The organism is uncultured Microbulbifer sp., from assembly GCF_913055755.1.
Taxonomy (GTDB): Bacteria; Pseudomonadota; Gammaproteobacteria; order Pseudomonadales; family Cellvibrionaceae; genus Microbulbifer.
Genome location: NZ_CAJXKH010000002.1, coordinates 19853 through 33385, shown reverse-complemented (window position 1 = coordinate 33385; position 13533 = coordinate 19853). Strand labels below are relative to the sequence as shown.

General features: G+C 58.3%; 14 protein-coding genes. 9 read left to right on the top strand and 5 right to left on the bottom strand.

Annotation, left to right across the window (positions count from 1 at the left end; all coding sequences use genetic code 11):
- The first annotated feature begins 11 nt into the window (after positions 1-11).
- From QZ511_RS00715 to hypE, 8 genes are read left to right on the top strand one after another with little or no spacing between them, the layout of a single operon-like run.
- Positions 12-779, top strand: coding sequence for an oxidoreductase (locus QZ511_RS00715; protein WP_295797485.1), 768 nt, complete (start codon positions 12-14; stop codon positions 777-779).
- A complete protein-coding gene (locus QZ511_RS00710) occupies positions 766-2094 on the top strand; it encodes a Ni/Fe hydrogenase subunit alpha (protein WP_295797482.1) in 1329 nt (442 codons plus the stop codon). The genes QZ511_RS00715 and QZ511_RS00710 overlap by 14 nt, the downstream gene beginning before the upstream one ends.
- Positions 2084-2584: a hydrogenase maturation protease gene (locus QZ511_RS00705; protein WP_295797479.1), complete on the top strand. Its 501-nt coding sequence runs from the start codon at positions 2084-2086 to the stop codon at positions 2582-2584. Before QZ511_RS00710 ends, QZ511_RS00705 begins: the two co-directional genes overlap by 11 nt.
- Positions 2566-2841, top strand: a complete 276-nt coding sequence (locus tag QZ511_RS00700) for a hydrogenase/urease maturation nickel metallochaperone HypA (protein ID WP_295797476.1) — start codon at positions 2566-2568, stop codon at positions 2839-2841. The genes QZ511_RS00705 and QZ511_RS00700 overlap by 19 nt, the downstream gene beginning before the upstream one ends.
- Complete coding sequence (hypF, locus tag QZ511_RS00695) at positions 2841-5177, top strand: carbamoyltransferase HypF (RefSeq protein WP_295797473.1); 2337 nt, start codon at positions 2841-2843, stop codon at positions 5175-5177. Before QZ511_RS00700 ends, hypF begins: the two co-directional genes overlap by 1 nt.
- The gene (locus tag QZ511_RS00690) at positions 5168-5407 is read left to right on the top strand and encodes a HypC/HybG/HupF family hydrogenase formation chaperone (RefSeq protein WP_295797470.1); all 240 of its coding nucleotides are present in this window, start codon (positions 5168-5170) and stop codon (positions 5405-5407) included. The genes hypF and QZ511_RS00690 overlap by 10 nt, the downstream gene beginning before the upstream one ends.
- Positions 5404-6507 carry a hydrogenase formation protein HypD gene (gene hypD / locus QZ511_RS00685; RefSeq protein ID WP_295797468.1) on the top strand — a complete coding sequence of 368 codons (1104 nt, stop codon included), beginning with the start codon at positions 5404-5406 and terminating at the stop codon, positions 6505-6507. The genes QZ511_RS00690 and hypD overlap by 4 nt, the downstream gene beginning before the upstream one ends.
- Entirely contained in the window at positions 6497-7567 is a 1071-nt protein-coding gene (gene hypE, locus QZ511_RS00680) for a hydrogenase expression/formation protein HypE (RefSeq protein ID WP_295797465.1), read from the top strand. Before hypD ends, hypE begins: the two co-directional genes overlap by 11 nt.
- A gap of 30 nt (positions 7568-7597) precedes the next feature.
- On the opposite strand, the gene QZ511_RS00675 is transcribed toward hypE, so the two are convergent.
- From QZ511_RS00675 to QZ511_RS00660, 5 genes are all read right to left on the bottom strand, one after another.
- On the bottom strand, positions 7598-8356 hold the full coding sequence (locus QZ511_RS00675) for a PfkB family carbohydrate kinase (protein WP_295797462.1): 759 nt from the start codon (positions 8354-8356) through the stop codon (positions 7598-7600).
- Positions 8295-8513, bottom strand: a complete 219-nt coding sequence (locus tag QZ511_RS16655; protein ID WP_366935611.1) for a PfkB family carbohydrate kinase — start codon at positions 8511-8513, stop codon at positions 8295-8297. The genes QZ511_RS00675 and QZ511_RS16655 overlap by 62 nt, the downstream gene beginning before the upstream one ends.
- Positions 8514-8561: 48 nt before the next feature.
- On the bottom strand, positions 8562-9560 hold the full coding sequence (gene gap, locus QZ511_RS00670) for a type I glyceraldehyde-3-phosphate dehydrogenase (RefSeq protein ID WP_295797460.1): 999 nt from the start codon (positions 9558-9560) through the stop codon (positions 8562-8564).
- 97 nt (positions 9561-9657) lie between these two features.
- Complete coding sequence (locus QZ511_RS00665; RefSeq protein WP_295797457.1) at positions 9658-10524, bottom strand: copper resistance protein B; 867 nt, start codon at positions 10522-10524, stop codon at positions 9658-9660.
- 8 nt (positions 10525-10532) lie between these two features.
- Positions 10533-12332 (bottom strand): copper resistance system multicopper oxidase, encoded by a 1800-nt coding sequence (locus QZ511_RS00660; protein WP_295797454.1) that lies wholly within the window; start codon positions 12330-12332, stop codon positions 10533-10535.
- Between the two features lie 337 nt (positions 12333-12669).
- On the opposite strand from QZ511_RS00660, the gene QZ511_RS00655 reads away from it, so the two are divergent.
- Positions 12670-13452, top strand: coding sequence for an OmpW family outer membrane protein (locus QZ511_RS00655; protein WP_295797452.1), 783 nt, complete (start codon positions 12670-12672; stop codon positions 13450-13452).
- The last annotated feature ends 81 nt before the right edge of the window (positions 13453-13533 follow it).

Sequence of the window (13533 nt, the reverse complement as noted above, 5' to 3'; positions counted from 1 at the left end):
CAAAGCTCGCGGTGTGGAAGTTCGCATCCTGCGACGGTTGCCAGCTGAGTCTGCTCGATTGTGAGGATGAGCTGCTGCAGCTGGCAGATCACGTCGAGATCGCCTATTTCATGGAGGCTTCCAGCCGGCAACAGGCCGGACCCTACGATCTTTCCCTGGTGGAAGGCTCCATCACCACCGCAGAAGATGCGCGGCGTATTCGCGAAGTGCGCGCGCAATCACGGGCACTGGTCACCATCGGTGCCTGTGCCACGGCCGGTGGCATCCAGGCGCTGCGCAACTTTGCCGACGTGGATGAGTTCATCGCGGTGGTGTACGCGCACCCGGAATATATAGCGACCCTTAAGACCTCGACCCCAATCAGTGCCCACGTGCCGGTGGACTTTGAACTGCATGGCTGTCCCATCAACAAGAAACAGTTGCTGGAGGTAATCAGCGCCTTCCTGCACCGGCGCCGGCCCCAGGTGCCGCCGCATTCCGTGTGCATAGAATGCAAATTGCGCGGTAATGTCTGCGTCTGGGTGGCCCACGGCACGCCCTGCATGGGACCGGTTACCCATGCGGGCTGCGGCGCCCTCTGTCCCACATACAACCGCGGTTGCTACGGGTGCTTTGGCCCCAAGGAAAACCCCAATACGGAATCGCTGTGTCACTGGTGGCGCAGTGAACTGGGTACAGACAAGGCCACCCTGATCGAAAATCTGCGCAATTTCAATGCATCGGCCCCGGTATTTGATGCGGCTAGTCGCCGCCTGGAGCAGGGCAGTGACAAAAAATAAAACCATCAAGGTGGATTACCTGGCGCGGGTGGAAGGGGAAGGTGCTCTCTATATCCGCTATGACGACGGTGGTGTGCACGATGTAAAACTGAAAATCTTTGAGCCGCCGCGCTTTTTCGAGGGGTTTATGCGCGGCCGCGACTATCTCGAGGCGCCGGACATTACCGCGCGCATCTGCGGTATCTGCCCGGTGGCATACCAAATGAGTGCGGTGCACGCGATGGAAGATGCGCTGGGTCTGAAGCCCACAGCGGAGCTGCGCGCATTGCGCCGGCTTATCTATTGTGGTGAATGGATCGAGAGCCACACCCTGCATATCTACATGTTGCACGCGCCGGATTTTCTCGGCTATCCCAGTGCGGTAGATATGGCCAGGGATCACCCAAAAGTCGTGCAAAATGGACTGCAGATCAAGAAGGCCGGGAATGCCATCGTTAGCCTGCTCGGTGGTCGCGAGATCCATCCGATCAATGTACGTGTGGGTGGCTTCTACCGCGTGCCCAGCGCGGGAGAGCTGAGACCGCTGCGGGAACAGCTGGTTGAAGCGCGGGATATGGCTGCGGACACTGTGCGCTGGGCCGCCTCTCTGCCTTTTCCGAAATTCGAACGCGATGATCACAACCGATACGAATTTGTGTCGCTCTCCCACCCGAGCGAATATCCGATGAACGAGGGGCGCATCGTCTCCACCCACGGACTGGACATTGCGCCCGCTGAATACGATAGCCATTTCCGCGAAGAGCACGTGGAGTACACCAACGCGCTGCACAGCGTACTGGTAGCGCGGGGCGCGTATCTGGTGGGCCCGATGGCGCGCTACAACCTTAACTACGCACAGCTTTCGCCGCTGACACAGCAGGTGGCCGAGGAAGTTGGCTTTCCACCGTATTGCGCCAATCCGTTCAAGAGCATTGTGGTACGGAGCCTTGAAGTGCTGTATGCGTTCGACGAAGCGCTGCGGATTATCGACAGTTATCGCCAGCCGAGGGAGCCCTATTTGGCGATCGCCCCCCATGCGGGAACCGGCTACGCAGTCACCGAGGCGCCGAGGGGGTTGCTGTACCATCGCTACAGTATTTGTGACCAGGGCAAGATCACAGACGCCAAAATAGTTCCGCCGACTTCCCAGAACCAGAAAACCATCGAAGACGATTTGCGTACACTGTTGCCCAAATTCCTTCACCTGCCGGAGGACAAGCTGCGGGCCCGCTGCGAACAGGCCATTCGGAATTATGATCCCTGTATTTCCTGCGCCACTCACTTCCTCAAATTGCACATGCGGCGTGCAACAGGGGGGGCAAATCATGGCAGTTGAATATTCGGCCAGCTGGGTAGTGATCAGCCTCGGCAACCGCTTCCGCGGTGACGACAGTGTCGGACCCTACATCCTGCACCGGTTGCGCAGTCAACTTGCCGGCATTGCAGAATGTATTGAAAACAGCGGGGATATGACCCGACTGATGGAGGACTGGAGTGGTCGGCGGGTATGCATGGTGGACGCGCTGGTGGATGACAGCCGCGAGGTGGGGGACATCCTCCGTCTCGATGGACTGGCCGAGCCGATGCCAGAGAGCGTCAGCACGACCTCGAGCCACGGACTGAACCTGGGCGAGGCGATCGAACTCGGGCGGATCATGCAGGCCTTACCCCTGGAACTCAAACTCTTTGGAATTTGCGGGCGCAACTTCAATACCAGTGCAGAACTCTCTCCCGCGGTGATCGACGCAGCGGTGATCGTGGAAAAGGAAATTCTTGAACAACTGATTCCGCAAGGAGGCGATCACCAGTGCACGAACAATCCCTGATCAAAAACCTGGTTGCCACAATTCATGAGCTGGCCAGTCGCGAACCGGGCAATGTGGTGGCTGCCAAGCTCCGCCTCGGCGCACTCGCGCATATTTCTGCCGATCACCTGCGCGAGCACTTCGAACAGGAAACCAGTGGCACCCCGTTAGAGGGCTTGCGGCTGCAGATTGAAGAAGTTGCAGATATTCACCACGTCGAGGCACAGGAAATCATCCTCGAGAGTCTGGAATTCGAAGGTGCCAAGGGTGGACCATAATGGCTGATTCCATCTCCCGTCGTGCACTTGCGGTTACCGGCACCGTACAGGGGGTCGGTTTCCGGCCGTTTGTCTACCGCCTGGCGACAAGCTGTGGCCTGAGCGGTTGGGTAGCCAACCACGCCGGTGGCGTGAATATCGAAGTACAGGGAACGGCTGAGCAGCTGGCAGCTTTTGAACGCCGCCTGCAGATTGACAAGCCGGCACCGGCGACGATCGACAAGATCGTGGGCGAGTCACTTGCCCTGCGGCAGGAATCCGGCTTTCTGATTCGTGAAAGCGACACCGCCACCGCCCCGGGGGCGACCGTCTTGCCAGACCTGGCGCCCTGCGCGGAATGCCTGCGGGAACTATTCGATCCCGGTGATCGCCGCTTTCGCTACCCGTTTATCAACTGCACCCATTGTGGCCCTCGCTACAGTATCGTCAGCAAGCTTCCCTACGACCGTGCATTCACCGCGATGCGCCATTTCCCGCTGTGCGAAAATTGCCGTGGAGAATACACCAATCCTGCAAACCGTCGCTTCCACGCCGAACCGAATGCCTGTCCGCATTGCGGGCCACAGTTGTGTCTGCGGGACAGGTACGGCAATACCCTGGCAGAGCGCGACCGGGCGTTGCAACCGGCCGTCGATGCAATCGCAGCCGGGGAAATTGTCGCACTCAAGGGAGTTGGCGGCTTTCAGTTACTGGCAGATGCGGCAAATACGGAAACGATTGCGCGCCTGCGAGCGAGAAAGCAGCGGCCGCACAAACCCTTCGCACTTCTCTATCCGGACCTGGAAAGTGTTCGCCGGCACTGTCGGGTATCTACCATCGAGGTACAACTACTGTGCTCTGCGGAAAGACCAATTGTGCTGCTTGCAGCAAAGGATAGCGCCTCGACATCCATCGCCGCGGGTGTGGCGCCACACAATCCGAACCTCGGGGTGATGTTACCCGCTTCGCCGCTCCATCACCTGCTGATGGAGATGCTGGGAAAACCCGTGGTGGCGACCAGTGGCAACCTGAGTGGCGAACCACTTTGTATTGACAATGCAGAGGCCCAGGAGCGATTGGCGAATATCGCGGACCTGTTTCTGGTGCACGACCGCCAGATAGTGCGCCCACTGGACGATTCGGTACTCCGTATTATCGATGGACACCCGCTCATGCTGCGTCGCGCGCGGGGCTATGCACCGCTCCCCATTCATCTGCCGCCGGTATCTACCGCCGACCCCGGAAAACACCAGGATACCCTGGCGCTGGGCGCAGACCAGAAGAATTCTGTAGCCGTGTGTCGCGCTGATACCGTGTATCCCAGCCAGTATATTGGCGACCTCGCAAGCGCGGTTGCAGTGCGCACCTTTGAACAGACCACAGCAGACCTGGGCGACTTCTACCAGGTCGCAGCACAGACACTGGTTGCGGACAAACACCCGGGCTACAGCTCCGTTCGCTGGGCCGAGCACAGCGCACTGCCGGTGCTCGGGGTGCAGCACCACCTCGCGCATTTTTTCTCCTGTATGGCGGAACACGGTTATCAGGGCAGCGCCCTGGGAATCTGTTGGGACGGTACCGGTTACGGTGACGACGGGACAGTATGGGGCGGTGAGTTCCTGCACTGGGACGGCGGCGACAGCGTGCAGCGGGTCGCGACGATGCGGAGCTTCTCTCTACCTGGCGCAGAACGGGCGGTCCGAGAGCCCAGGCGTGCCGCCTTCGGCATGCTGTTCGAAATATTCGGCCGGGAGGCGCTTTATGTTCCCGCAATGCGGGAGCTATTTACCACCCGGGAAACAGATGTCCTTGTGCGCATGCTGGAAGGGGAAATCAACAGTCCCCGATGCAGTAGTGTCGGCCGCCTGTTTGACGCGGTGGCAATATTGCTGGGATTGGCCGGGGAGACGAGCTTCGAAGGGCAGGCGGCAATGGCGGTCGAATACGCTGCGCAGCGCTCCAGCACCCGCGTTTCTTATCCATTCCAGATACACAAACCGCACGAGCAGTGGGAAGTGGACTGGGCACCGCTGATGGCCGCACTGCTGGAAGCAGACAAAAACGGCGTTTCCGCCGAAGACCGGGCGGCCGCATTCCACAATACACTGGCGCGAATCATGCTGGCGGTGGCGCTTCAGATGGGACAGGAAAATATTTTCCTGTCCGGCGGCGTATTCCAGAACCGCCACTTAAGCGAGGTTGCCATTGGATTGTTGCGAGAGCATGGCTTCAGGGTCCATTGCCACAGTCAGGTACCGCCAAATGACGGCGGAATCGCACTGGGGCAGCTGTACTACCTGCGCTGTATGGCTGCCTGCGGCCGCCCGGTTGGCGAGGGCAGTCTCCAATGTGTCTAGGTATTCCGGGTCGCATCGAGGCCATCCTCGACGGTTCGCCGCTGGAGCGTAGTGGCCGGGTGAGTTTTGGCGGTATCACCAGGGAGATCAATCTTGCCTATGTACCGGAGGCCGCAGTGGGCGACTATGTCATCGTGCATGTGGGATTCGCAATCAGCCGGGTTCGGGAAGACGAGGCGCAACAGATTTTCCGGTACCTGGAGGAAATAGGGGAGCTGGACCAACTGTGAAATATCTGGACGAATACCGGCAGCGCAGCAGCATCCACAAGCTGGCAGCGCAGGTCAACGACACCGTCACCAGGCCTTGGACCATTATGGAAGTCTGCGGTGGCCAGACCCATGCCATCGTCAAATACGGGCTTCAGCAGCTGTTGCCGGCACAGCTGCAACTGGTACACGGCCCAGGTTGCCCGGTATGCGTAACCTCCCTGGAAATTATCGACAAGGCCATCGCGATCGCCGCCAGGCCCGAGGTTGTTTTCTGCTCCTTCGGCGATATGTTGCGGGTACCGGGAAGCAACGGCGACCTGCAGTCCGCGAAGGCGGCAGGTGCGGATGTGCGGGCGGTGTACTCCCCCCTGCATGCGGTGCGCCTGGCCGAGGAGAACCCGGACAGGGAGGTGGTTTTCTTCGCAATCGGTTTCGAGACCACGGCACCGGCCAACGCCATGGCAGCGTTTCTGGCCAGACGCAAAAGGCTGCGCAATTTTTCCCTGCTGGTTTCCCATTTCCTGGTGCCGCCGGCCATCGAGTCCATCGGTTCCGCGGCAGACTCCCGCGTACAGGGCTTCCTCGCGGCAGGGCATGTATGCGCAGTAATGGGCTATGAGGAGTACCTGCCACTGGCCAGCAAATTCCGCTTTCCCATCGTGGTGACCGGTTTCGAGCCACTGGATATTCTGGAGGGGATACTGATGTGTGTGCGGCAACTGGAGCAGGGTAAACACGAAGTACAAAATCAGTACGCCCGCGCAGTGGTGCGCAGCGGCAATATGCCAGCGAGATCCATGTTGGAACAGGTGTTCGAGGTGGCAACGCAGGACTGGCGCGGCGTGGGAAGCATTGGCAACAGTGGCCTGCAATTGCGCAGCGAATTTGCAGAATTTGATGCGCTGAAAAAATTCCGACCCGTGATTGCGGTTCCCGAAACAGACAGCGGCTGTATCAGCGGGCAGATCATGCTGGGTCACAACAAACCCAGCGACTGTCCACACTTCGGCCGCGAATGCCGCCCGGAACATCCGCTGGGGGCGCCTATGGTGTCGACCGAAGGCGCCTGTGCCGCCTACCACCGCTACAGCAGACAGGTCAGCACCAATGAACATTGACTGCCCAATACCGCTTGCAACCGAAGAACTGGTCCGCCTGGGCCACGGCAGCGGCGGTGAGATGACGCAGAAGCTGTTGCGGGAACACGTATTCCCACACCTGGACAACGAGTGGATTCGCCAGGGGCACGACAGCGCGACACTTCCCCTGGGTAGTGAACGGGTGGTATTCACCACCGATTCATTTGTGGTGTCGCCGCTGTTTTTCCCCGGCGGTGATATCGGCAAACTGGCGGTCTGTGGCACCGTGAACGATCTTGCCATGAGCGGCGCGATGCCGCTGTACCTGAGCTGCAGCCTGATACTGGAAGAGGGACTGCCGGTAAAAACCCTCGGCAGGGTCATGCAGTCCATGGCCGAGACCGCCGCGGAGGCCGGGGTTAAACTGGTCACCGGTGATACCAAGGTGGTGGAGCGGGGGAGGGGCGACGGCCTGTATATCAATACTGCCGGTATCGGCGCGCTGTCGCATTCCCTGCCGGTCGGGCCACAACAGATCCAGGCCGGCGACCTGATACTGCTGTCCGGAGATATCGGTCGCCACGGCATGGCGATCATGGCCCGGCGCGAGGGACTGGAATTCGATAGCCCGCTGCACAGCGACTGCGCGCTGCTGCACGGCGCCATCGGCGCATTACTGGATGCCGGGATTGCGGTGCACTGCCTGCGGGATCTCACCCGAGGAGGCCTGGCAACGGCCTTGGCGGAACTGGCAGAAGGTGCCGGCAAGGATTTTCTGGTACAGGAACCGGAAATCCCGGTGAGCGGGCCGGTGCAGGGCGCCTGCGAATTGCTCGGCCTGGACCCGCTATACGTGGCCAACGAGGGGCGCTTTATCGCCTTTGTGCCCGCACACCAGGCCCAGCATGCACTTGCGGTCATGGCCGCAATCCGTGTCTCCAGTGACAGCAAGGTTATCGGGGTAGTGGGCGATACGCCGCCGGGATCAGAGCCCGGATCACAGACTGGAGTGCGCGGACGGGCGGTGCTGAAGAACACCCTGGGCTGCGAACGCCTGCTCGATCGCCTGCCCGGGGAACAGTTGCCGAGAATCTGCTAATCGGCCGATACAGGCTGCCGAGCGCAATCGCTACATATTTCTGAAAAGCTGCTCTGCGTCTTCTTTGCGGCACAACTCGGTACCCTCGGTCATCACCGCGGCTGCCCCCGCGGCAACCCCGAATCTGACCGCGTCCGGCAATGCTTCGCCCCGGGCAAGGGCGGCCACCAGCCCGCCCACGACCGCATCGCCGGCACCAACCTTGCTGCGCAAGCGCACCGACGGGGCAGGTATCCGCTGCAGGGTGTCGCAGGTCGCGAGCAGTACACCGGCGCGCCCCAGGGACAGAATGACGACTTCCGCGCCGCCGCGATCAATGATCTCCCGGGCCGCCTGCTCGATGGCGCTGTCATCGCACAGCTCCCGGCCCACCAGTTCTTCCATCTCGCGTACATTGGGTTTGATCAGATAGACCCCGAAATCCAGTGCGTGGCGCAGCGCCGCCTGTTTCGTGTCCACCACGATCCGCACCCCCTCGGGTACCGCGTGCAGCAGGTCTCCATACCATTCCGGTGGTATACCCGCGGGCAAGCTGCCACTGAAAATGACGTAGCCGGCGGAAGAGGGGATCTGTCGCACCTGCTGTATCCACTGCTGACGCTCGATCTCCTGGAGCAGGGGGCCCGGCATCCCAAAACGGAACAGGTTGCCACTGGCAGTCTCGCGAACGATCAGGTTCTCCCGCACAGGTTCCTCGATCGCGATCGGCTGGTGCCGGACGCGCTCATTATCGAGGAACTGTGAGCCGGCGACCATTTTCGCCGCCACAACTCCAGTAGGCGCAAACATCCCCTCCCAGGCGACTGATGACCCGGGCAACGTTGATACCTCCTCCACCCGGATAGTCGTGGACGTCGCTGCAGGAAAGCTTGCAATCGGGGAGGATCTGCTCGACGGATACGGTCCTGTCGATGCATGGATTGAGCGTAACCGTCACGATGTTCATGCGGTCTATTCCTCGCGATGCTCGCGGCCAATCTGGAATCTATCGCCGCTACAGCATCCTCGTAATCATATCGACACAGCGTTGCGCAAAGGCCCACTCGTTGTCATACCAGGCGAGCACCTTGAGGAACCTGTCACCCACCATATAGGTATCTTTGGTGGTGACGATGGCGCTGTAGGGTTTACCGACAATGTCGCTGGACACCAGTTCACGATCATCCACCGCGAGGATGCCCTTCAGGGGGCCTCCGGCCCAGTGCCGGAAGGCATTGTTGACCTCATCGACGTTGGTGCCTTTCTGCAAGGTACAGGTGAAGTCCAACAGGGAACCACATTTGATCGGCGCACGCACCGCGCAGCCGTGCAGTTTACCCGCCAGCGCGGGGAGAACCAGTCCGATGGTGGTTGCCGCGCCGGTGGAAGTGGGCACAAGATTTTCCGCCGCCGCACGACCGCGCCGGCGCTTGCTGTTCCACCCATCAACGAGATTCTGTGAGGAGGTATACGCATGGATGGTGTTGATCATTCCATGCTCGATGCCGAATTCGTCGTTCAGTACCTTCGCCACGGGCGCAAGACAATTCGTGGTACAGCTGGCCATCGAAATGATATTGTGGCGGTGCCGGTCATAGCGCTGGTCGTTGATACCGACAACGAAATGGCCATCGAGCATGCTTTTCCCCGGGGCAGAGATCAGCACCTTTTTGGCGCCTGCGACAATATGTTTCGCGGCGCCGGGCCTGGTGCGAAACTGTCCCGTAGACTCGAGCACCACATCTACGCCTTTCTCACCCCAGGGAATCCTGGCGGGGTCACTTTCCGCGCTGACGGAAATGGATTGGCCATCAACCATCAACACATCATCTTCACCGTGCACCTTCAGGTCTCGGGTGTGATAGGTGGTATCGAACTCCAGCAGGTAGGCGAGGTCCTCTGCACTGGCGAGATCGTTTATATGCACCACTTCCAGACCGCCGTGATGCGATTCAAATGCAATACGCAGTACCTGTCCGCCAATCCGACCAAGTCCATTTATGCCGATTTTCATGGTTTACATCCTGGCGTCCGTTTGCTTTAACGGCAGTGAAAAAGTACAAACAAAAATTGTAGTTACGCCCTGTTGGTGCGGCAAGATTGCAGCCTTTTCAGAACCAGAAACGTATGCCCGCGACTATATAGGTGAATTCGGTGTCTTCCCCGTCTGCCTCGATCAGCTCCGCCGTGTCTCCGTGCTTACGCTCCCAGGACACACCGATGTAAGGCGCGAATTTCCGGGTAATCATGTAACGCAGGCGCAACCCAAGCTCAATACCGGTAAAACCCTCACCGAGGTTGTAGCGGGGGACATCCGAAAATGAAAATTCGGTTTCCAGGCGCGGTTCCAGCTCCAGCCGCTGGCTGAAATGAAAACCCCGTTCGATTTCCAGTCTCCAGGAACCGTCGCCATCTTCACTGACATATCCGGTGAGATCGGTTTCGAACCCGTAGGGCAATATTCCCTGGAATCCGCCAGCGAAAAAGGAGCGACTCTGGTTGGGGTTGGAGTCGTGTCGCATGCCCAGTTGCAGGTCCCAGAATGCGCGCACCGTGTGGTTCCAGAATACCTCGAGCGAGGCCGACTCGGTCTTGCCGCCGGCTTTCCGCTCGCCCTCGGACTCCAGGTACAGTTGGTTGTAGTCGCCGCCATACCAGGCGTCCACTTCCCAAACCTGCTTGTCGAGATCGCCGTCCTGCTGATATTCGAGCCGCTTACCCAGCACCTGGAAGAACTTCTGGTTATCGTGGATGGGAATAACACCGAAATTGCCCTGTGGTCTACCCGCGGCGTCAACGGCATATTTCCGGATCTGTTTACCGGGCTCGGGAGGGAGAGGAGGGCTGCGATAATCTGCCGGCTTCGGCTCGGTGCCGTCTTGCGATGCCTGTATCGTTACTTCTCCGGGCGGTCCTTGCCCCGCATCCACATAGGGCGATAACAGGGAGCTAACGAGCAGAAGATTGGTGTATTTCATAAGCTGATTCAGGCGACGCGAACCACCTGGAACATCCCCGCTTCCATGTGGTAAAGGAGGTGACAGTGAAACGCCCAATCCCCTTTCTCGATCGGCGTGATCAGTACCGACAGGGCCTCGCCGGGCTTGATCAGGATGGTGTGTTTGTAGGGAATCTTGTCGTTGCTGGCACCATTTTCCAGTTGCATCCACATACCGTGTAAATGCATCGGGTGTTCCATCATGGTGTGGTTGACCAGAAACAGCCGCAGTCGCTCGTTGTGCCTGAACAGGTAAGGGCCGGGTTGCTGGGTGAATTTTTTCCCATCCAGGGAGAAGATAAAGCGCTCCATATTGGCGGTGATATTGATGCACATTTCCCGATCTACCGTGGCCTTGTAGGGTTGCGGCTCTGCCGAAACCAGGTCCTTGTAGGTAAGCACCTTCCATCCGTCATGGCCAAGGCCGACCCCTGCCTCCGCGAGCCGGTTCTGGGGATTCATCACCGCCATAGCGACGTTCGGATTGTCCTTGTCCGGTATGAAGGGCGTCGGGCCATTGGGTCCGGGAACGGCGTCGTTCTGCATTCGCATGCGTTTGCGGTGCAGTTTTTTCTTCATCGCGTCGTTCATGCCACCGAAGTACTTGCCCTTCATCATGCCCATACCGATATCTTCAAGCCTGCGGTCCGGAGTGGGGCGCGGTGACGGCACCGCCGCCTGCATACCAATTTCCGGTGCGAGGGTCCCACGTGCGTAGCCACTGCGGTCGAGGGACTCTGCATACACCGTATAGGCGCGCTGCTCGCGAGGCCTGATCAGAACGTCGTAGGTTTCCGCAACACCGATGCGGAATTCATGGCAGCGCACCGGTTGAACCGCCTTGCCATCGGCCATCACCACTTCCATATCCAGCCCGGGAATACGCACATCGAAATTACTCATGGAAGACGCATTGATAATCCGCAGGCGCACGGTTTCGCCGGGCAGAAAACGGCCACTCCAGTTCATATCCGGCGAATGGCCGTTCATCAGGTAGGTGTAGATATAGCCCGTGACGTTGGAGAGGTCCCGCGGGCTCATATTCATCCTGCGGAACGGCAGCAATTCCGCATTGGCCTCGGCAAAGCCCTTGTTTCGAATGTCCTTCAGGTAATTAAACACCGTGCGCTGGTAATAGATGTAATACTCCGGTGCCAGGTTGATGTTGCGAAAAAGCGTTTCCGGATCGGTAAAAGCCCAGTCCGACAGCACGATGACGTGATCTCGTTCGCAGTGGAATGGCTCGCCGTCCTTTGGATCGATCACCAGTGGCCCATAAGAGCCGGTCTGCTCCTGGAAGCGCGAGTGACTGTGATACCAGTAGGTGCCAGCCTGCACCACCTTGAACCGGTAGCGATAGGTTTCCCCGGGCTGGATGCCGTTAAAATTCACCCCGGGCACGCCATCCATACGGAATGGCACCAGGATCCCGTGCCAATGGATAGAGGCGTGCTTGGTGTCTTCAAGGTAGTTGGTGACATCCATGGTCACCGTATCGCCTTCGCGCCAGCGGATTAACGGCCCCGGCACCGTGCCATTGATCGCGGTGGAGGTAGCGGTACGCCCGTCAATGGATAACGGGGCATAGCGGAAGGCCAGGTCGAAATAACTCTGCGGCGTGTAGTCACCAATACCCTGATGCAGATTTCTGGGTGAAGTCAGCGCCCAGGATGCAAGCGGAAATGCGACGTTTATCCCACTGGTGAACATACCCGCGCCAAGCATGCGCATAAATCGGCGCCTGCTACCAAATAGCGGCGCATGCATGCTCTCTTTCCGCTTGTCCATGGCCGACGTATCCCGATATCAGAAGCAATTTTTTGTGGATGATGCCTGCCAATGTAGTCCATGGGCCGGAATGACAGCACTTTGAGGCCTGCCCCTTCTAAATTTTTACCGTCATTCCAGGGACATTCCGTCCAAATATTTGGTGGTCAATTCGTTTTTGGCTAGCGATCTGTCGGCTGTTCAGCGTTCTCCACAAACCGCCAGACAAAAGATAAATGGGCGACTAAATTGCCCTAACGTTCTAATTTGAAATCTCAAACTGGTTACTTTTACTACAATTTTGATGGGTCTGATGACGCTTTTCATTTCTCAGGTATACAAGGAGTTCTTACCTATCATGAAAAGACTACTTAAATTTTCACCTATCATAGCTCCGTTGGCGCTTGCATTTTCCAGCACAGCATCTGCGGGCGTTCTCGGTCTGACTGGTCCCCAAGACTTTATTGTCCGTGTCGGCGGTTCATATATGTCGCCAAGGCAAGACCAGGTGAGTTTCGTCGACGAAACATTCCAGTACTTTGATGCCTTCCGCACCACAGTTGACCCGGATGCCGAGTGGGGTTGGTACATAAACGCGGAGTGGAAGCCTATAGAGCATTGGGGCATCGAGCTCAGCTATACCGACGGCGACAAACATGCCAGCGGTAGCGCAGATGGATACTTTTCTCTCTTTTTCGACGGTGTCGAATTTGGTGATGTTGCCAGTTTTGATGCCGACATCAGTACGGCCAGCTTGAAATTCTACCCGTTGGATGAGAGCTGCATGGTACAGCCCTATATCGGTGGTGGTATTAGCTATACCGATTTCAGTGAAGACGGCTTTAGGCGTTCACTGCGAGACGAACTTGCCGAAGTTGGTCTGCAGGGGAATTTCGATATGGGATACTCCTGGGGTTATACGTGGCAGGCCGGTATTGACTTCAATTTCGGTCGTGACAGTTCCTGGCTGGTAAATGTCGCTGCAGTTTACGCGCGATCCGTAACAGATATGCGGCTGCAGCTACTTGATGATGTCCCACCGCCCGCGGATGTAGAGCCATTCTTCGAATCCTATTCCGGGGATTACATCTATGACCCGTGGATGTTCAACCTTTCTGTAGGCTACAAGTTTTCTTTCTAAACCTCCGAATTCGGCAGATTCAATTGGGCGCAACTGCGCCCATTTTTTTGGGCTAGCCTGACGCAGGATTGAGCTCAGAAA